The organism is Pseudomonas syringae (assembly GCF_001698815.1).
GTDB lineage: Bacteria > Pseudomonadota > Gammaproteobacteria > Pseudomonadales > Pseudomonadaceae > Aquipseudomonas > Aquipseudomonas syringae_A.
This window is the reverse complement of record NZ_LGSI01000056.1, coordinates 27,966-47,138: the sequence shown is the minus strand read 5'-3', so window position 1 is coordinate 47,138 and position 19,173 is coordinate 27,966. Positions and strand designations below refer to the sequence as shown.

The window sequence follows — 19,173 nt, the reverse complement described above, 5'->3', positions numbered from 1 at the left end:
CGGGGGCGTCATTGGGTGAACACCTCTCTCAAGCGAGGCGCAATGGTGTCCAGCGGTCGGATCTCGACAGCTGCATCGATGGCGGCGGCAGCCTTGGGCATGCCATAAACCGCGCAAGACTGCTGATCCTGCGCGATGGTCAGATAACCTTGCTGGCGCATTAACTTGAGTCCCTGCGCGCCGTCCCGTCCCATTCCAGTCAATAAAACGCCCACTGCGTCACCGTTCCAGTAGCGGGCCACACTCTCGAAAAACACGTCGATCGAGGGCCGATAGATTTCGTTAACCGGCTCGGCGGTATAGGCCAGCGTGCCGTTCTTCAACATGCGGATATGGTGATTGGTGCCTGCCAGTAGAACCGTGCCGCTGCACGGTGGTTCGCCTTCCCTGGCCAGGCGCACCGGCAAACCGGACGCGCTGCTCAACCATTCGGCCATGCCTGCGGCGAACACCTGATCGACGTGCTGCACCAGCACGATGGCCGCCGGGAAGTTCACCGGAAGCCCCTTCAAGAGAATTTCCAGTGCTGCCGGGCCGCCCGCCGAGGAGCCGATGGCGACCAGGCCGCGACGCTGCACGGCCGTGCGGATCGGGGGCGCGGCGGCGGGTTCGCGCGTACCGCGCTGACCGATCAACCAGCCGATGTTGAGAATCTTGCGCAGCAGGGGTGCGGCGGCTTCCTTTGGATTGCTACCGCCAATGGCGGGCGTGTCCACCACGTCCAGCGCGCCGTAACCCATGGCCTCGAAGACGCGATGCACATTCTGCTCACGGTCCACGGTGACTACGACGATGGCGCAGGGTGTCGCCGCCATGATCTGACGCGTTGCCTCCACGCCATCCATCACCGGCATGATCAGATCCATCAGGATCAGGTCCGGCGTCAGTTCGGCACAGCGCCGCACCGCTTCGGCGCCGTCGGACGCCACCCAGACCACTTGATGCGCAGGCTCGAAGGCCAGCGCGCGACGCAACGCCTCGATAGCCAGCGGCATGTCGTTGACGATTGCAATTTTCATCCGTGAGCATCCCCGATCAATTCGGCAACGGCATCGAGCAGCGCGTCGTCATGAAAACTGGCCTTGGCCAGGTAATAATCCGCACCGGCATCCAGACCACGACGCCGATCTTCCTCGCGATCCTTATACGAAACCACCATCACCGGCAGCGACTGCAGACGCGAGTCCCGGCGCAACAGCGTGACCAGTTCGATGCCGTCCATGCGCGGCATGTCGATGTCAGTAATCAACAAGTCAAAATCTTCGGCACGCAGGGCATTCCAGCCATCCATGCCGTCCACGGCAACCGCTACTTCATAGCCGCGATTGACCAGCAACTTGCGCTCCAGCTCGCGCACCGTCAGCGAGTCATCGACCACCAGCACGCGTTTGCGGGTGACCGCGTCGACCTGGCGATTACGTCGATCAATGCGCTCCAGACGTCCGGTATTCAGCAGTTTTTCTACCGAACGCAGCATGTCTTCGACATCGATGATCAGCACCGCCGAACCATCGTCCAGCAATGCTCCGGCCGAGATGTCCTGGACTTTGCCCAGACGCGGATCCAGGGGCAAGACCACCAGCGTGCGTTCGCCGATGAAGCGCTCGACCGCCACGCCATACACCGCATCACGTTCGCGGATCACCACGACTTTGAGCACGCCATCGGTGTTTTTCCCGGACGGACGTTGCAGCAACTGGCTGGCGGCGACCAGCCCCACATGCCGACCCTCGTGCCAGAAATGCTGGCGGCCTTCGAGCTGGATGATGTCGTCAGACGCCACGTCGCTCATGCGTTCGATGTGCGCCAGCGGAAAGGCGTAGGCTTCACCGCCCACTTCCACGACAAGACTGCGCACCACCGAAAGGGTCAGCGGCATTTCCAGCAGGAAGCGACTGCCCTGCCCCGCGACCTGTTCGAGCCCGACTCCGCCACGCAACTGGCGCACCATGTCCTGCACCGCATCGAGTCCGACGCCGCGCCCGGAAATTTCGGTGACCGTATCACGCATGCTAAAACCCGGCAGGAACAGGAAGCTCAACAACTCTTCCTCGCTCAACTGCGCGGCGGTTTCGGCGGGTGACAACTGCCGCTTGACGATATTGCTGCGCAGCTTCTCCAGGTCGACGCCGTTGCCGTCGTCACTCAGTTCAACCAGCAATTGACCGGCTTGATGCGAGGCTTTGAGCCGGACCAGACCCTCGGCAGGCTTGCCCGCCGCGATACGTTCTTCCGGCAGCTCAATGCCATGGTCCACAGCGTTGCGCAGCAGATGGGTCAGCGGCGCTTCAAGTTTTTCCAGCACATCGCGGTCAACCTGGGTCTTCTCGCCTTCGATTTCCAGGCGCACCTGTTTGCCCAGTTCGCGGCCCAGATCGCGGACCATTCGCGCCTGACCACTTAATACGTCGGCAAACGGCCGCATGCGACAGGCCAGCGCCATGTCGTACAGCTGCTGCGAACGCTGCGCCGCCAGCCAGCCGAACTCATCCAGCTCGGCAGTCTGGTGGATCAGCATCTGTTGCGCCTCGGCCAACAACCGACGCGCTTCGTGCAGGGCTTTCTGGGCCTCTGGCGCCATGCCGGTTTCGCCGAAGCCGGCTTCAAGGTCATCCAGTGCGCGCTGACTGTTGCCTTGCAGACGCTTGAGGCGCTGCATATTGGTCAGAAACGGCTTGAGGCGCTGGGTCTCGACCAGGGATTTACTGGACATATCCAGCAGGCCATTCAAACGCTCGGCGGTAACCCGCAAAACCCGCTCGCCACCTTCGCTGGCCCGTCTGTTGCGGCGCGGCGAGGCGGTGGTGCTGGGTTGAGGCTCGGCCTTTGCCGCTTCGGGGGCAGGCTGCACAGCGCTGTCGGCGCTCGACTGGATCGCGACACCGGACAGCGCCAGGTCAGCCAACAGCATCGCGCTGGCCAGCAGTGCCGAGTCGGCAGCAGGCTCGATCGCAGCGGGCAGCAACGTCGCGCCGCGCAACATGCCCGCGCCTTGTTTCAGCAAGGTGTTCATCCGCGCCACATAAGCGTCGATGTCGGCTTGCTCGATATTACTCGCGCCGGGCGTGGCGATACGCATCAACAGATCGGTACCCTGCAACAAGGCGTCGATATGCTCAGGCTGCAAGTGCAGACGACCTTCCTGGGCACTGACCAGACAGTCCTCCATGACGTGGGAAACACTGACGCCGAACTCGACCCCGACGATGCGTGCCGCGCCCTTGAGCGAGTGGGCGGCGCGCATGCAGGATTCCAGATACTCGGCCTGGGTCGGGTTGCGTTCAAGGGCCAGCAGGCCGGCGCTCAGGACCTGGGTCTGGGCCTCGGCTTCCAGGGTAAACAGCTCGAACAGCGAAGCGTCGCGCATTTGATCCGGGGTCATGTCAGGCTCCGATTGATCGCCGAAATCAATTGCTCTTCATCCAGCAAGCGCAGGCTGTAATTCTTCCACTGCAGCACACCCCGGGTGAATCGCGCGTTGACATGGGTTCCGGAAGCGGACGCCGAATCCAGCAGGGTTTCGGCCATGGCATGGATGCCATCGACTTCATCCACCGGCACCACCACCGAACCGCCCTTGGCAGCGACGATCAGCATGCGCGGCATGATCCGTCCCGAGTGTGCGAGGGCCGGCGCGGGATCCAGGCCCAGCAACTCCACGAGCGACAGACAGGCAACCAGCGCGCCGCGTACATTGGCCACGCCGAGCAACGCCCGGGAGCGCTGATGGGGTAGCGAGTGAATCGCCTGCAATGGCGAGACTTCCACCAGACAACGGGTCGGCAAAGCCAGCCATTCTTCACCCAGGCGAAACACCAGGATCGAACGAGTCTTGATGTCGATGTGCATCTCGCTGGCCAGCGAGTAATCATGATCGTCGCGAGTCAGGGCATAGCGGTCGAGCAGACGCGTGGCCGCAGCGGAGTAAACCGGGCAGTTGCGGCAATGAATGTGCTCGACCAGCAACGGGCAGGAGCGGTCGCCGTGGATGCCGATGCGATTCCAGCAGTCATCGATGGCTTGAGCGTCTTCGTGCGTAAAACTCGCATAGCCGTAACTGCCGCTCATTGCCCGCTTCCTTGTTTATTCACGCCACGGGCTGCGCGCTCGTGCAAGCGACGCGCACCGCTGCTGTCGCCCTGAGCCTCCAGCAATGCGGCCAGTTGCGCCAGTGTTTCGGCGTGCTGCGGCTGCAAATAGAGTGCCTTGCGGTAAAAACCTTGTGCCAGCGCGGCACTGCCCTCGACTTCGCTGAGCAACCCGAGCCAATAGAAAACCTGTGCGACCGGTTCGTGGTGTTGCAGGAAACGCTCGCACGCTGCCCGCGCTTCAACGCTGCGGCCTTCATTGGCGAGGCTGGCGATGGTTGCCAGCAAGGTCGCGACGTCGTCCGTGGTCCCGCTCGTCGCTTTCGACGCACCAGGCGCGGGGCGCGGCGTTGGCGTTGGTGCGGTCGCTCGCGGGTATGCGCGGGCTGGCATCCGCACCGGCGGCGCGACTGCCGTGCCCGGCATGCTGCGGGCAAGGTTTGCCAGCGGCAGTGGCACCTGACTCGTACTGGTTTCCTGAGGTGGCTCGACGTGGTGACTGAATGCGAACGTCTGCGGGACGCCGATGGAGCGCATGCCCATGCGCGTCAACAGGCTGCCTTCGGCAGGCCCGATGAACAGCACGCCGTCGTTGCGGGTCAGGCGCTTGAGTACTTCAAATACTTGCTTTTGGGTCGGCTGGTCGAAATAGATCAGCAGATTGCGACAGAACACAAAGTCGTAAGCGGCTTGGGTCAACAGGCCCGGATCCAGCAGATTGCCAGCACGGAAACGAACACGATCACGCACCCGCTCATCGACCAGGAAGCCCTCTTCCACGGTACTGAAATAGCGCTCGCGAAAGGCGGTATCGGCCCCGCGAAAAGAATTTTTGCCGTACACGCCGCGCTCGGCACGGGCGATGGATAGGGGGCTGATGTCCATGGCGTCGATCTGAAATTGCTGCGCGCCGATATGCGCATCAAACAGCGCCATGGCGATGGAATAAGGTTCTTCACCCGTCGAACAGGGCAAGCTGAGGATGCGTACCGGACGCACACCCTGCAGCACCGCCAGTCTTTCGCCAACCAGTTTTCCCAGGGTGACAAAGGATTCCGGATAACGGAAAAACCAGGTTTCAGGAACAATCACGGCTTCGATCAAAGCCTGCTGTTCGCTGGCCGAACCGTGCAACAGCGCCCAGTAACTGTCGTAGTTCGCCGACGCGGAGGCCGTGCAGCGTTGGCGCAGCGCACGTTCGATGATCGCTTCGCCCACGGACGCGACGTCCAGACCGATACGGTCCTTGAGGAAGGCAAAAAACCGCGCAGGATCGCTCATTACTGCTCCTCGCCCGCATCAGTTGGCTGCGGATACAACAGCGCGCGCACCGCATCGCTGAGCAGGTCCTGCACACCGATCCATTGCAACAGGCCCGACTCGTCTTCGCGAACCGGTCCCAGATAGCGTGCTTCAGGATTGTCCAGCCCATAAGCCTTGAACTCACCGGGTGCGCAACGCAACGTGTCGGTGGCTTGTTCCAGAATCAGACCGAGCAGTTGCGAAGGGCGCTGGGCATCGACGCGATAATTCACCAACACCAGCCGGGTACTGGTGCGCACCCGCGCAGGCTGGCCGAAAGTCAGCGCGCTCAGGTCGACGACCGGAATCATCGTGCCGCGATGAGCCAACACCCCAGCCACCCAATGCGGCGCATGGGCGATCGGCTTGAGTGGCAGACGCGGCAATATCTCGGCGATTTCCAGCGCTTCCAGTGCGTAACGTTCCTCGCCGATGCGAAACAACAAAAACAACTTGTTGTTGCACGTCGAGTGGCTGCCGCGCCTGACCGGATGAACACTCATGGACCGGACTCAGACCTTGAAACGCGAGACGCCGCTGCGCAGTCCCACCGCGACCTGGCTCAGCTCGTCGATGGCAAAGCTGGCCTGGCGCAGGGATTCCACAGTCTGACTGCTGGCATCGCCCAACTGCACCAGCGCCTGATTGATCTGTTCGGCACCCGTGGCCTGCGCCTGCATGCCTTCGTTGACCATCAACACCCGAGGCGCAAGCGCCTGTACCTGATGGATGATCTGCGACAACTGCTCGCCCACCTGAGTGACCTCGAACATGCCCCGGCGTACTTCCTCGGAGAATTTGTCCATGCCCATCACGCCCGCCGAAACCGCCGACTGGATTTCCCGGACCATCTGTTCGATGTCGTAAGTGGCCACGGCCGTCTGATCGGCAAGACGCCGCACTTCGGTGGCGACAACCGCAAATCCGCGACCGTATTCACCGGCTTTTTCAGCCTCGATGGCAGCGTTGAGGGACAGCAGGTTGGTCTGGTCGGCCACCTTGACGATGGTGACGACCACCTGATTAATGTTGCCGGCCTTTTCATTGAGAATGGCCAGCTTGGCGTTGACCAGATCCGCCGCGCCCATCACCGAATGCATGGTGTCTTCCATGCGCGCCAGGCCCTGCTGGCCGGAGCCAGCGAGGATCGAGGCCTGATCCGCAGCCGTGGTGACTTCGGTCATGGTGCGCACCAGATCACGGGAGGTCGCCGCGATTTCGCGGCTGGTCGCGCCAATTTCGGTGGTGGTTGCTGCAGTTTCGGTGGCCGTCGCCTGCTGTTGCTTGGAGGTGGCGGCAATTTCGGTGACGGAAGTCGTGACCTGTACAGAGGAGCGCTGGGCCTGGGAAACCAGCCCGGTCAATTCGGTCATCATGTCGTTGAAGCCGGTTTCCACGGCGCCGAACTCATCTTTACGATCCAGATTGAGCCGCTTGCTCAAGTCGCCGGTCCGCATGATCTCGAGAATCTGCACGATGCGCTGCATGGGCGACATGATCGAGCGCATCAGGAACAGGCCGCACAGGCCGGCAGCAATAATCGCCACGAACAGCGACACGACCATGCTGATCTGAGCGGCCTTCACCCCCGCGTCGATACGGGTCGTTGCGTCATCGGCGACTTTCTTGTTGACGACGATGATGTCATTCAGCTGCTTGCGGCCCAGGGACCACACCGGCCGCACATCATCGTAGAAGGTTGCGCGTGCCGTGGCGTAGTCGCCACGCTGATAGGCCTCGTGGACGTGCGCCAGAAGGCGGTAGTAAGATGCGCGGCTTTTCTCGAAATCGGTGAAGTTGGCCTGGTCGGAGTCGTCGAAAATGGTCCGTTTGTAGTTGTCGACCTGTTCCTGCAGCCGAGCCTCGAACTCGTGAAACTGATCTTTTTCCGCTGCCGTCAGCTCGCGCCCCTTGCCCTCACCGATCAGTTCAAGGGTGCGAATGTAACTTTCGCCCCATGCACTGCGCAGCAGCGTACTGAAGTACACGCCGGGAAGTGCATCGACGCGGACCTGCTCTTCACTGGACTCGATCGTCTGCAGACGCGAGTAAGACACGACGACCATCAGCAGCATTATGGCGATGATTACAGCGAAACTCGCCAAAATCCGTTGGCGCAAGGTCCAGTTCTTCACAGTCAGCCCTCAAGAGTTCAACATCGGCGTGATCACCGAGTTCAAGAAGCGGACCGGCAGACGGCCCAAAGCGGCGTGATTATAGCCCAGCGCCTTACCCAGCAAGGGGATGTTTCACAGATAGTTAGAGCGTTATTCCGCCGGATTATCGGAAATTTCGTACACGACCAATGCGCACAAACGAATTGACCGGACGATTCATTACTTCAAAAACGAGTGTTCCCCAAAAAAAAGGCCCTTCCCGGTGTCGAGAAGAGCCTTCGGGTCAGCGGGTTATTGAAAACAACGCGCCACACGGGTAACCGGTTTATTGCACCTCGCGCACCTGCGCTTCCAGTTCTGCCTTGAGACCCGGCTCAAGCTTCAATTGCCGCGCCAGCTCATCGAGATAGGCGCGTTCCATGAAGTGCTCTTGATCCACGAGCATGACGCTGGCGATATACATCTCTGCGGCCATTTCCGGTGTCGCGGCGGCGCGGGCGACTTCCGCAGGGTCCAGAGGCTTGTTCAACTCGGCCTGAAGCCAGTGTTGCAGCTCCTGATCATTGGTCAGTTTGGTGAATTCGCCCTCGATCAGCACGCGTTCGCGCTCATCGACATGGCCGTCGGACTTGGCGGCAGCGACCAGGGCTCGCAAGATTGCCTGGCTGTGCTCCTCGACCTGCGCGGGTGGCAGACGATCGATGGTTTGCGGTTCATTCTGTGGCGCGGAACCCTGGCTGGCCTGCCAGTTGCCATAAGCCTTGTAGGCCAGAACCCCAAGCGCCGCCAGACCGCCGTAGGTCAGCACTTTGCCGCCCATTTTGCGGCCGCCTTTATTGCCCAGTAGCATGCCGAGGGCACCCGCCGCCAGCGCGCCACCTCCGGCACCCGACAACAGGCCGCCCAAGCCGCCCTTGCCAGCGCCACCCAGCAGATCGCCGAGGCCGCCGGAAGACGATTTGCCCGCGCCGCCGAGCAGATCGCCAAGACCACCCAGACCACCCGACGAGGATGTTCCAGCCGGTCGCGATCCGCCCGCCTTGTCTTGCAACATTTGCTGGCCGGATTTGAGAAGTTGGTCGAGTAAACCACGCGTGTTCATGAAAGCCTCCGTTGCCTTCTCAGGCAGTTCAGTGGCAGGCAGATTAAAACGAAGTGTGTCGCCACTGGCTTCAGGTGTACTTCTGGATGTTGCAAGGCAACCGGCGCTCCGGCACATTGTGAGCATTCCAATAACGTCGCTGCACCGTCGTCGCACTACCGCTGTTGATAACTGCCCCGAACATAACTATAGAAGAGGGAACCTTATGTCAGCACACAGAACTGCACTCCTGAGCGCACTCGTCACCGGCCTGATCGCCAGCGTCAGCGTACAGGCCGCCGAAACGCTCAAAGCCGTCGGCGACGGCGAAGGCCAACTGGATATCGTTGCCTGGCCGGGCTATATCGAGCGGGGCGAAAGCGACAAAGCGTACGACTGGGTAACGGGCTTCGAGCAGCAAACCGGCTGCAAGGTCAACGTCAAGACCGCCGCGACTTCCGACGAAATGGTCAGCCTGATGACCAAAGGCGGCTATGACCTGGTGACGGCATCAGGCGACGCATCGTTGCGGCTGATCGCCGGCAAGCGCGTCCAGCCGATCAACACTGCACTGATCCCCAACTGGAAAAACCTCGACCCGCGCCTCAAGGGCGGTCCTTGGTACGTGGTTAACCAGCAAACCTATGGCACGCCCTATCAATGGGGCCCGAACGTCCTGATGTACAACACCACGGTATTCCCGGTGCCACCGATAAGCTGGAGCGTGGTGTTCGAGGCGCAGGATCTTCCCGACGGCAAACCCAACAAAGGCCGGGTCCAGGCTTACGACGGCCCGATCTATATCGCCGACGCGGCGCTGTACCTCAAATCCGCCAAGCCGGAACTGGGCATCGTCGATCCCTACCAGCTGACCGAAACCCAATACGCCGCCGTGCTGGATCTGCTGCGCAAACAGCAACCGTTGATCCACCGCTACTGGCATGACGCGACGGTGCAGATGAGCGACGTGAAGAACGAAGGCGTCGCAGCCTCAAGTTCCTGGGGTTACATGGTCAATGGCCTGCAAGCCGACAAGCAGCCCGTCGCCTCGACCATTCCCAAGGAAGGCGCCACCGGCTGGGCCGACACGACCATGCTGCACGCCGATGCCAAAAATCCGAATTGCGCCTACAAATGGATGGACTGGTCGCTGCAACCGAAGGTCCAGGGCGACGTCGCGGCCTGGTTTGGCTCGCTCCCCGCCGTACCCGAAGCGTGCAAGACCAATGAATTGCTCGGCCCTCAAGGTTGCGCGACCAATGGCTTCGATCAGTTCGAGCACATTGCCTTCTGGAAAACCCCACAGGCCGAAGGCGGCAAGTTCGTGCCCTACAGCCGCTGGACCCAGGACTACATTGCAATTATGGGTGGCAGATAGCGACCTTGTGGGAGCGAGCTTGCTCGCGAAGGTCTTTCAGGCAAAACATCAGCGCCTGACACACCGCTTTCGCGAACAAGTTCGCTCCCACAGTGCTAAGCAGCGGTCCTAGCGGAGCAAACAAAATGCCCTTAGCAGTCGAGTTCACCAACGTCTCCCGGCAGTTTGGCGAGGTGAAGGCCGTTGATCGGGTTTCCATCCAGATCGAGGATGGTGAGTTCTTCTCCATGCTCGGGCCATCAGGTTCGGGCAAGACCACTTGCCTGAGATTGATCGCTGGATTCGAGCAGCCCAGCGCGGGCTCGATCCGCATTCATGGCGAAGAAGCCGCTGGCCTGCCGCCCTACCAACGCGACGTGAACACGGTGTTTCAGGATTACGCGCTGTTCCCGCACATGAACGTGCGGGACAACGTCGCCTACGGATTGAAGGTCAAGGGTGTCGGCAAGGCCGAACGCTACGCCCGCGCCGACGAAGCCCTGGCGATGGTCGCTCTCGACGGTTATGGCCAGCGCAAGCCGGTGCAGTTGTCCGGCGGTCAGCGCCAGCGGGTTGCCCTGGCCAGGGCGTTGGTCAATCGTCCTCGGGTGCTGTTGCTCGACGAACCGTTGGGCGCGCTTGACCTCAAGTTGCGCGAGCAAATGCAGGGCGAACTGAAGAAGCTGCAACGCCAGCTGGGCATCACCTTCATCTTCGTCACCCATGACCAGACCGAAGCGCTGTCCATGTCCGACCGGGTTGCCGTGTTCAATAAAGGCCGCATCGAGCAGGTCGATACCCCGCGCAATCTGTACATGAAACCCGCCACGATCTTTGTCGCCGAGTTCGTCGGCACCTCGAATGTGCTGCGTGGCGATCTGGCCCGACAGCTGAGCGGCAATGCACAGCCTTTTTCCATTCGCCCGGAACATATCCGCTTCGCGACAGGCCCGCTGGCGAGCCATGAGATAGAAATCAGCGGCGTGCTGCATGATGTTCAGTATCAAGGCAGCTCGACACGTTACGAACTGGCGCTGGAAAGCGGGCAGTTATTGAGCATCAGCCAGGCCAATACGCAATGGCTGGACGATACCGGTCAGCACGCACCCGGCCAGCGCCTGGCGGTGCGCTGGGCCAAGGAAGCGATGGTTGCGTTGAGCGATGCGTCAGCCATTGATACCTCCGCAACCGGAGCACAGTGACATGAGTCAGGCGGCGTCCGGACCGGACCGATCAGTGCTGCGACGCTTTTGCGATGTGTTGTACATGCGCCCGAACCTGTATCTGGCACTGCTGCTGATCCCGCCGCTGCTCTGGTTCGGCGCGGTGTATTTCGGCTCGCTGCTCAGCCTGATCTGGCAGGGCTTCTATACGTTTGACGACTTCACCATGGCGGTCACTCCAGAGCTGACCCTGGCCAACTTCGCTGCGCTGTTCCAGCCGGCAAACTTCGACGTTATCAAGCGTACCCTGACCATGGCGGTCGCGGTTTCCATCGCCAGTGGCGTGATCGCCTTCCCGATCGCTTACTACATGGCGCGCTACACCAGTGGCAACATCAAGGCGCTCTTCTACATCGCAGTGATGTTGCCGATGTGGGCCAGTTATATCGTCAAGGCCTACGCCTGGACCTTGCTGCTGGCCAAAGGTGGTGTCGCGCAGTGGTTCGTCCAGCATCTGGGGCTGGAGCCACTGTTGCAGTTCATTCTCGGCATTCCGGGGGTTGGCGGCAGCACGTTATCGACGTCGTATCTGGGCCGCTTTCTGGTATTCGTTTATATCTGGTTACCGTTCATGATCCTGCCCATTCAGGCCTCGCTGGAGAGACTGCCGCCGTCCCTGCTGCAAGCTTCGGCGGACCTCGGCGCCAGGCCGCGCCAGACCTTCATGCAGGTGATTCTGCCGCTGTCGATCCCAGGGATCGCCGCCGGCTCGATCTTCACCTTTTCCCTGACGCTCGGCGATTTCATCGTGCCGCAACTGATCGGCCCGCCGGGGTATTTCATCGGCAGCATGGTTTACGCCCAGCAAGGCGCGATTGGCAATATGCCCATGGCGGCGGCGTTTACTCTGGTGCCGATTGTGCTGATCGCGATTTACCTGTCCATCGTCAAACGTCTGGGGGCTTTCGATGCGCTCTAAATCTGCGCCACAAACAGACCGGCCTTCCCTCGGTTTGCGCATCGCTGCCTGGGGCGGGCTGGTGTTTCTGCATTTCCCGATCCTGATCATCTTCATGTACGCCTTCAACACCCAGGACGCTGCCTTCAGCTTTCCGCCGCAGGGTTTCACCTTGAAGTGGTTCAGCGTTGCGTTCGCCAGGCCTGACGTACTGGAGGCGATCAAGCTTTCCCTGGAGATCGCCTGTGTGGCAACGCTGATCGCCATGGTCCTCGGCACCCTGGCGTCGGCCGCGCTGTATCGGCGGGACTTTTTCGGCAAGGACGCGATTTCCCTGATGCTGATCCTGCCCATCGCCCTGCCCGGCATCATTACCGGGCTGGCGCTGCTGGCGGCGTTCAAGACTCTCGGCATCGAGCCGGGCATGTTCACGATCATTGTCGGCCACGCCACATTTTGCGTGGTCATCGTCTATAACAATGTCATCGCCCGCTTGCGTCGCACGTCCCACAGCCTCATCGAAGCGTCGATGGATCTGGGCGCCGACGGCTGGCAAACCTTTCGCTACATCATTCTGCCCAATCTTGGCTCGGCGCTGCTGGCCGGGGGCATGCTGGCGTTTGCCTTGTCGTTCGACGAGATCATCGTCACCACATTTACGGCAGGTCATGAACGCACGCTGCCGATCTGGCTGCTCAACCAGCTCAGCCGCCCACGGGACGTGCCGGTGACCAACGTCGTGGCGATGCTGGTCATGCTGGTCACCATGTTGCCGATCCTCGGCGCGTATTACCTGACCCGTGGTGGTGAAAGCGTGGCAGGCAGCGGCGGTAAATAACCCGAAGGCTTGATCAAGGAGAACATCATGCAAACCAGACTGCTGATCAACGGCCAGCTCGTGGCGGGTGAAGGTCCGAGCCAGGCGGTGTTCAACCCGGCATTGGGCCGGGTGCTGGTGGAACTCAAGGAAGCCAGCGAAGCTCAGGTCGATGCCGCCGTGCGCGCCGCCGATGTCGCTTTCGAAAGCTGGTCGCAAACCCCGCCCAAGGACCGCTCCCTGTTGCTGTTGAAACTGGCCGACGCCATCGAAGCCAACGGCGAAGAATTGGCCAGGCTTGAGTCCGACAACTGCGGCAAACCTTATAGCGCGGCCTTGAACGACGAGATCCCGGCGATTGCCGATGTGTTCCGTTTCTTCGCCGGCGCCAGTCGCTGCATGGGCGGTTCGGCAGCCGGTGAATACCTTCCGGGGCACACATCGATGATCCGCCGCGATCCGATTGGCGTGATCGCCTCGATTGCGCCATGGAACTACCCGCTGATGATGGTCGCCTGGAAAATCGCTCCGGCGCTGGCCGCAGGCAATACGGTGGTGCTCAAGCCGTCCGAACAAACGCCGCTGACTGCGTTGCGTCTGGTGGAGCTGGCGAAGGATATCTTTCCCGCAGGCGTGCTGAACCTGGTGTTCGGGCGTGGCTCGACCGTTGGCAATGCGCTGATCACCCACGCCAAAGTGCGCATGGTGTCACTGACCGGCTCGATTGCCACCGGCTCGCACATCATTTCCAGCACCGCTGGCACAGTCAAACGCATGCACATGGAACTGGGCGGCAAGGCGCCGGTGATCATCTTCGATGACGCCGACATCGACGCGGCTGTCGAAGGAATTCGCACTTTCGGCTTCTACAACGCCGGTCAGGATTGCACCGCCGCCTGTCGGATCTACGCGCAGCAAGGCATCTACGACAAGTTCGTCGAGAAGCTGGGCGAAGCGGTCAGCAGCATCAAATACGGCCTGCAAAACGACCCGCAAACCGAACTCGGCCCGCTGATCAGTGCCCAGCATCGCGACCGCGTCGCCGGTTTCGTCGAGCGCGCCCTCGCCCAGTCCCATACGCGGCTGATTACCGGCGGCAAAGCCGTGGAAGGCAATGGCTTCTTCTTCGAACCCACCGTCATCGCCGACGCCCAGCAGGACGACGAAATCGTCCGCCGTGAAGTGTTCGGCCCGGTTGTCTCGGTAACGAAATTCGAGGACGAAGCGCAAGTGCTGGCCTGGGCCAACGAATCCGACTACGGCCTGGCTTCGTCCGTCTGGACCCAGGACATCGGCCGCGCCCACCGCCTGGCCGCACGCCTGCAATACGGCTGCACCTGGGTCAACACCCACTTCATGCTGGTCAGCGAAATGCCCCACGGCGGACAAAAACTGTCCGGCTACGGCAAGGACCTGTCGATGTATGGGTTGGAGGACTACACCACGGTGAGGCATGTGATGTTTAAGCATTGAACCCGGTAGATCTACAGCGGGCGAGTCAACCACTTCCCGCTGTAGTAACCGGGCACGGTCTATTCGCCTCCGACTTATAGCCATAAGTTTTCACCACTGTCACTTCTGACAGTAGACTATTCGCATCTGTGCGTCGCAGACTTCAATGAAGCCGTCCGAAGGAGACTTTGTTAAAACCGCTTGAGGGAGATGTGACATGGACAGCATCAAACCAGTAACTGAAATTACCGCAGGGGATCTCGATCAAAGTTTTGCCAGTCTGGGTATTTACACCTTTGATTCCGATCTTATTGAACAAACCTATGGAGTAATAACCACTTCACAAAGAAAAATTCTGATCAGTGCAACTAAACGGCCATACCCATATCACTATGCGCTGATCAGACTGGATGAAAATGGCGCACTGGATCCCTCGTTCGGAAACGATGGAACAGGTATAGCACACGATTTCTTTGTTGATAACGTCGCTTCCCACGCCACTTCATGCATTGAACTTTCCAACGGCGATATTCTTCTTTCCGGGGTCTACCAGCCGGAGCCGGGGATTTACGAAGCGGCGATCAGCCGCCTGGACAGCAATGGAAAGCCCGACCTGTCTTTCGGTTCCAACGGAGTAGCATATATCAATGCAACGGCGCCAACAGGTGTATCAGATTGCAGCACCTATCCCCGAAGCGGCATATCTGACCCGTGGCCGGTGCGCAGCAGCTGCACGTTGACACCGCTGCCGGAAGGGGAAATCCTGTTTTCCAAAACGTTTATATATTCCGTTGGGCCAGATCGTCCTGTCTTCAGCATCTTGGGACGCCTTCTCGCCGACGGCACATTGGATACAAAGTTTCAGGATAACGGCTATGTGTATATAAAACCCGAATTGGAAAACAATGCCGACTGCCACGTAATAACTCCGGAAGGGAAAATAGTGGTAGCGGGGCATTTGAGCACCAGTACTCCAACCATGTATATCAATCGTTACAACAGTGATGGCACTGCCGACCTATCATTTGGCAATCTGGGGTCTGTGATTATCACCTCGCCGCTCGGTAAGTATGGATTTGTTACATCATTGATATCACACAGCAAAAACAAGCTGCTGCTGGTCGCCAACTATACGGCTGCGAATTCCGAAAATAATGGACTCCTGTTTAGTTTCGAGGCAGACGGCTCCCGCGATCTATCGTTCAATGGCGGAGATAGCTTAGCCGCTGCACTGCCCGGATCTGCCTCGCCCGTTGAATGGCGCAATACTGTCGAAGACCAGGATGGTTTCATTTTGCTGGGAGACATGGATGCTGTCGTGTTGGCGCGCTATTTGAAAACTGGAGTATTCGACGCCAACTACGGGCAAAAGGAAGGGTGGGTCATGCTAAATTCCACGAAGCGCGCCTTCGACTTGACCAGACAAACAGATCGCAAGGTCGTTGTAACAGGCTGGAGCCTGACGACCGAAGGCGTCGTTGCACGTTTTTTGTCCGAGCAAGAAACGCCTCAGGCGGTTTAGCAAAGCAGTGGAAAAACCCACAAGCTTGCTTCAATAAAACTGGCCGTGACATCAGTGGTCTACGCGGCATGACACGAATACCGCGACTACGGTCAGGCATATGATATTCAAGAGTTAAACAGTGGCCGGGGCGGATTCGAATTACCTGACCGCTGGTGCTGTGGCGCCTGGAGCTGGTTGAGGAAATCTTCAATCTGAAGTCGCTACTTGGGTAGCGCCGCTGCGTGAGCATTACCGGCAGCATCTGGATGGGCAAGAACGGTACCTGGCCGAAGCGGCCATCGGTGCCGAGCGTTTGAGAACAACCTGATACCAATGCTTGCTGAACGTTGGATTCAGCAAGCACCGAACGGTCTCAATCAATCGCGCAAATCCGACTCATGGATCGGCTGATCACGATGGGTAGCGCGCTGATACTGCGCGGGCCAGGTTGCCAGGCGACCGCCCAGGTCGTCGTCGGCGTGCAGCGGCCAGTACGGGTCGCGCAGCAGTTCGCGGGCCAGCAGGATGATATCGGCCTGACCGGTGCGCAGGATGTGCTCGGCTTGGGCGGGTTCGGTGATCATGCCTACGGTGCCAGTGGCCATGCCCGATTCCTTGCGCACACGTTCGGCGAAGCGGGTCTGATAACCCGGGCCGACCGGAATTTCTGCGTTGGCCGAAGTGCCGCCCGAAGAAACATCAATCAGGTCCACGCCCAGATCCTTGAGGCGACGTGCGAGTTCGACCGTCTCATCCGGATTCCAGCCATCTTCCACCCAATCGGTAGCCGACACGCGAACGAACAATGGCAGCTCTTCGGGCCAGACCGCGCGTACCGCTGCGGTCACTTCCAGGGTCAGGCGAATGCGATTTTCGAAGGAACCACCGTATTGATCCTGACGCTGATTGCTCAGCGGCGAAAGGAACTGGTGCAGCAGATAACCGTGGGCGGCATGCACTTCCACGACTTTGAAGCCGGCAGTCAACGCGCGTTTAGCGGCATCGACGAAGGCCTGGATCACCTCCTGGATTTGCGTTTCGCTGAGCTGCACGGGCGCGGTGTGCTTCGGATCGAAGGCAATCGGCGACGGACCCCAAGGTGTCCAGCCGCCCTCTTCCGCCTTGATACTGCCGGATTTGCCCAGCCATGGCCGCCAGGTGCTGGCCTTGCGCCCGGCGTGAGCCAGCTGAATGCCGGCGACTGCACCTTGCGCAGTGATGAAGCGGGTAATGCGTTGCAGGGGTTCGATCTGCTCGTCATTCCACAGACCGAGGTCTTCGGGGGTAATCCTGCCGTCCTTGGTCACCGCCGTGGCTTCGGTGAAAATCAGGCCAGCGCCGCCGACTGCTCGGCTGCCGAGGTGAACCAGATGCCAGTCATTGGCCAGACCATCCACCGATGAGTACTGGCACATCGGCGATACGGCAATGCGATTGAGCAGGGTCAGCTGGCGCAAGGTATAAGGTTCTAGCAACAGGCTCATGGGGACCTCTCAGGCTGAATAATGTCGTTTGGGCTGGTGGTTAAACCGTACCAAGAGATTAGTCGACAATCCTTTGCAACCGAGGGTTCCTGCTGATCGTTAGCGCGGGGCGATATGCGCCACCATCAGTTGCACCGTTTCATTGCCGCGAAACTCGTTGAGGTCCAGTTTGTAGGCCAGTTCAACCCAGCGAATGTTCGGGTTGGGCCAAATGTCGCGATCCACGCCAAACGCGATGGCATCGAGCTTGACCGTGCCACATTCGCTTTTCAGCACCATCTTCAAATGCCGCTCGCCCACCACCCGCTGCTCTACCAACTGGAACACGCCATGAAACAGGGGTTCGGGGAAATGTTGTCCCCAAGGGCCAGCATTGCGCAGGGCACGGGCCAGCTCCAAGTGGAATTCCTCGACCGCCAGGGCTCCGTCGGACAGCAAGCGTCCCGTCAGATCATCTTCATTGAGCTGACGCCGCACCTCGACATCAAACGCCTCGGCGAACGCGGGGAAATTGGCCTCAGGCAAGGACAGGCCCGCCGCCATGGCATGCCCGCCGAACTTGCTGATCAGTTCCGGATGCCGCGCTGCGACCGCATCCAGCGCATCACGAATATGAAAACCCGGCACCGAGCGCGCCGAACCTTTGAGCACGCCATCGCCCGCGCTGGCAAAGGCAATGGTCGGCCGGTGATAACGTTCTTTGAGGCGCGAAGCAAGAATGCCGATCACGCCCTGATGCCAGTCCGGTTCGAACAGACACAGACCGAACGGCATCGATTCCAACGGCAGATCCTTGAGTTGGGCCAACGCTTCGCGTTGCATGCCTTGCTCGATGGATTTGCGATCCTGATTCAACTCATCCAGCTGGCCGGCCATTTCCCGCGCCAGGGTTTCGTCTTCGCAGAGCAGGCATTCGATGCCCAGACTCATGTCATCCAGACGCCCCGCCGCGTTGAGGCGTGGGCCGATGATGAAGCCCAGGTCCGTTGAAGTGATGCGCGACGCTTCACGGCGGGCGACTTCGAGAATGGCTTTGAGTCCGGGACGTGCACGCCCGGCGCGAATACGCATCAGGCCCTGATGGACGAGGATGCGATTATTGGCATCCAGCGGCACGACGTCGGCAACGCTGCCCAGAGCGACCAGATCCAGCAACTCGCCCAGATTGGGTTGCGTGCGTTGATTGGCCTCGAACCAGCCGTTTTCCCGCAGCCGCGCACGCAAGGCCATCAACACATAGAAAATCACCCCGACCCCGGCCAGCGCCTTGCTCGGAAAGGTACAGCCCGGCTGGTTGGGATTGACGATGGCGTCAGCGGCGGGAAGCTCATGGCCTGGCAAGTGGTGATCGGTGACCAATACCTGCAAGCCGGCCGCCTTGGCAGCGGCCACACCTTCGACGCTGGAAATGCCGTTATCCACGGTCATCAGCAGTTGCGGCTGACGCTGCAAAGCGACGGCGACGATTTCCGGGGTCAGGCCGTAGCCATATTCAAAGCGGTTGGGAACCAGATAATCCACATGGGCCGCGCCCAGCAGACGTAAACCCAGTACGCCAACGGTACTCGCCGTGGCGCCGTCTGCGTCAAAGTCGCCGACGATCAGAATACGCTGGCGCTCGTTGAGCGCTGTCACCAGCAGATCCACCGCGGCATCAATGCCCTTGAGTTGCTGATACGGGATCAGCCGCGCCAGACTCTTGTCGAGTTCGGCCTCCGACAACACGCCCCGCGAGGCATACAGCCGGGTAAGCAATGGCGGCAAATCGCCGAGAAAAGGCAGGGTTTCCGGCAACAGACGAGGTTCGATGCGCATGCGGTTTTCGCTGGTTCTCTGTGGTTATCGATCTA

At 60.1% G+C, this 19,173-nt stretch carries 15 protein-coding genes; 6 read left to right on the top strand and 9 right to left on the bottom strand.

The features are described 5' to 3' along the window. Positions 1-8: 8 nt before the first annotated feature. The 7 genes from AFK24_RS19390 to AFK24_RS19360 all read right to left on the bottom strand — a co-directional run bounded on the left by AFK24_RS19390 (position 9) and on the right by AFK24_RS19360 (position 8,609). Positions 9-1,019, bottom strand: coding sequence for a chemotaxis response regulator protein-glutamate methylesterase (locus AFK24_RS19390; RefSeq protein WP_065834769.1), 1,011 nt, complete (start codon positions 1,017-1,019; stop codon positions 9-11). Further along, complete coding sequence (locus tag AFK24_RS19385; RefSeq protein WP_065834768.1) at positions 1,016-3,382, bottom strand: hybrid sensor histidine kinase/response regulator; 2,367 nt, start codon at positions 3,380-3,382, stop codon at positions 1,016-1,018. Before AFK24_RS19385 ends, AFK24_RS19390 begins: the two co-directional genes overlap by 4 nt. Further along, positions 3,379-4,068 (bottom strand): chemotaxis protein CheW, encoded by a 690-nt coding sequence (locus tag AFK24_RS19380; protein ID WP_065834767.1) that lies wholly within the window; start codon positions 4,066-4,068, stop codon positions 3,379-3,381. Before AFK24_RS19380 ends, AFK24_RS19385 begins: the two co-directional genes overlap by 4 nt. Further along, on the bottom strand, positions 4,065-5,369 hold the full coding sequence (locus AFK24_RS19375) for a CheR family methyltransferase (protein WP_065834766.1): 1,305 nt from the start codon (positions 5,367-5,369) through the stop codon (positions 4,065-4,067). The genes AFK24_RS19380 and AFK24_RS19375 overlap by 4 nt, the downstream gene beginning before the upstream one ends. Next, positions 5,369-5,893, bottom strand: coding sequence for a chemotaxis protein CheW (locus AFK24_RS19370; protein ID WP_065834765.1), 525 nt, complete (start codon positions 5,891-5,893; stop codon positions 5,369-5,371). Before AFK24_RS19370 ends, AFK24_RS19375 begins: the two co-directional genes overlap by 1 nt. A gap of 9 nt (positions 5,894-5,902) precedes the next feature. After that, complete coding sequence (locus tag AFK24_RS19365) at positions 5,903-7,525, bottom strand: methyl-accepting chemotaxis protein (protein ID WP_065834764.1); 1,623 nt, start codon at positions 7,523-7,525, stop codon at positions 5,903-5,905. Between the two features lie 307 nt (positions 7,526-7,832). After that, positions 7,833-8,609: a tellurite resistance TerB family protein gene (locus tag AFK24_RS19360; protein ID WP_065834763.1), complete on the bottom strand. Its 777-nt coding sequence runs from the start codon at positions 8,607-8,609 to the stop codon at positions 7,833-7,835. Between the two features lie 205 nt (positions 8,610-8,814). Here AFK24_RS19360 and ydcS point away from each other — a divergent pair, with 205 nt between their 5' ends. The 6 genes from ydcS (at position 8,815) to AFK24_RS19330 (ending at position 15,857) form a co-directional block, all read left to right on the top strand. Next, the gene (gene ydcS, locus AFK24_RS19355) at positions 8,815-9,966 is read left to right on the top strand and encodes a putative ABC transporter substrate-binding protein YdcS (RefSeq protein WP_065834762.1); all 1,152 of its coding nucleotides are present in this window, start codon (positions 8,815-8,817) and stop codon (positions 9,964-9,966) included. Positions 9,967-10,091: 125 nt separating this feature from the next. Next, entirely contained in the window at positions 10,092-11,147 is a 1,056-nt protein-coding gene (locus tag AFK24_RS19350; protein WP_065834761.1) for an ABC transporter ATP-binding protein, read from the top strand. Position 11,148: 1 nt separating this feature from the next. Continuing rightward, a complete protein-coding gene (locus AFK24_RS19345; RefSeq protein ID WP_065834760.1) occupies positions 11,149-12,087 on the top strand; it encodes an ABC transporter permease in 939 nt (312 codons plus the stop codon). Then, positions 12,077-12,904: an ABC transporter permease gene (locus AFK24_RS19340; protein WP_065834759.1), complete on the top strand. Its 828-nt coding sequence runs from the start codon at positions 12,077-12,079 to the stop codon at positions 12,902-12,904. Before AFK24_RS19345 ends, AFK24_RS19340 begins: the two co-directional genes overlap by 11 nt. Before the next feature lie 27 nt (positions 12,905-12,931). Next, complete coding sequence (locus tag AFK24_RS19335) at positions 12,932-14,356, top strand: gamma-aminobutyraldehyde dehydrogenase (protein ID WP_065834758.1); 1,425 nt, start codon at positions 12,932-12,934, stop codon at positions 14,354-14,356. 196 nt (positions 14,357-14,552) lie between these two features. After that, a complete protein-coding gene (locus tag AFK24_RS19330) occupies positions 14,553-15,857 on the top strand; it encodes a hypothetical protein (RefSeq protein ID WP_065834757.1) in 1,305 nt (434 codons plus the stop codon). A gap of 359 nt (positions 15,858-16,216) precedes the next feature. Here AFK24_RS19330 and AFK24_RS19325 read toward each other — a convergent pair whose 3' ends face one another. Continuing rightward, on the bottom strand, positions 16,217-17,323 hold the full coding sequence (locus AFK24_RS19325; RefSeq protein WP_065834756.1) for an NADH:flavin oxidoreductase/NADH oxidase: 1,107 nt from the start codon (positions 17,321-17,323) through the stop codon (positions 16,217-16,219). Between the two features lie 99 nt (positions 17,324-17,422). Continuing rightward, positions 17,423-19,138 carry a single-stranded-DNA-specific exonuclease RecJ gene (gene recJ, locus AFK24_RS19320; protein WP_065834755.1) on the bottom strand — a complete coding sequence of 572 codons (1,716 nt, stop codon included), beginning with the start codon at positions 19,136-19,138 and terminating at the stop codon, positions 17,423-17,425. Between the last annotated feature and the right edge of the window lie 35 nt (positions 19,139-19,173).

What these genes read in the sequence shown, in the direction of transcription:
- AFK24_RS19390 (WP_065834769.1), bottom strand. Translation starts at nt 1,019, where the DNA reads ATGAAAATTGCAATCGTCAACGACATGCCGCTGGCTATCGAGGCGTTG.
- AFK24_RS19370 (WP_065834765.1), bottom strand. Translation starts at nt 5,893, where the DNA reads ATGAGTGTTCATCCGGTCAGGCGCGGCAGCCACTCGACGTGCAACAAC.
- AFK24_RS19345 (WP_065834760.1), top strand. Translation starts at nt 11,149, where the DNA reads ATGAGTCAGGCGGCGTCCGGACCGGACCGATCAGTGCTGCGACGCTTT.
- recJ (WP_065834755.1), bottom strand. Translation starts at nt 19,138, where the DNA reads ATGCGCATCGAACCTCGTCTGTTGCCGGAAACCCTGCCTTTTCTCGGC.
- AFK24_RS19375 (WP_065834766.1), bottom strand. Translation starts at nt 5,369, where the DNA reads ATGAGCGATCCTGCGCGGTTTTTTGCCTTCCTCAAGGACCGTATCGGT.
- AFK24_RS19335 (WP_065834758.1), top strand. Translation starts at nt 12,932, where the DNA reads ATGCAAACCAGACTGCTGATCAACGGCCAGCTCGTGGCGGGTGAAGGT.
- AFK24_RS19350 (WP_065834761.1), top strand. Translation starts at nt 10,092, where the DNA reads ATGCCCTTAGCAGTCGAGTTCACCAACGTCTCCCGGCAGTTTGGCGAG.
- AFK24_RS19330 (WP_065834757.1), top strand. Translation starts at nt 14,553, where the DNA reads ATGGACAGCATCAAACCAGTAACTGAAATTACCGCAGGGGATCTCGAT.
- AFK24_RS19325 (WP_065834756.1), bottom strand. Translation starts at nt 17,323, where the DNA reads ATGAGCCTGTTGCTAGAACCTTATACCTTGCGCCAGCTGACCCTGCTC.
- AFK24_RS19380 (WP_065834767.1), bottom strand. Translation starts at nt 4,068, where the DNA reads ATGAGCGGCAGTTACGGCTATGCGAGTTTTACGCACGAAGACGCTCAA.
- ydcS (WP_065834762.1), top strand. Translation starts at nt 8,815, where the DNA reads ATGTCAGCACACAGAACTGCACTCCTGAGCGCACTCGTCACCGGCCTG.
- AFK24_RS19385 (WP_065834768.1), bottom strand. Translation starts at nt 3,382, where the DNA reads ATGACCCCGGATCAAATGCGCGACGCTTCGCTGTTCGAGCTGTTTACC.
- AFK24_RS19340 (WP_065834759.1), top strand. Translation starts at nt 12,077, where the DNA reads ATGCGCTCTAAATCTGCGCCACAAACAGACCGGCCTTCCCTCGGTTTG.
- AFK24_RS19360 (WP_065834763.1), bottom strand. Translation starts at nt 8,609, where the DNA reads ATGAACACGCGTGGTTTACTCGACCAACTTCTCAAATCCGGCCAGCAA.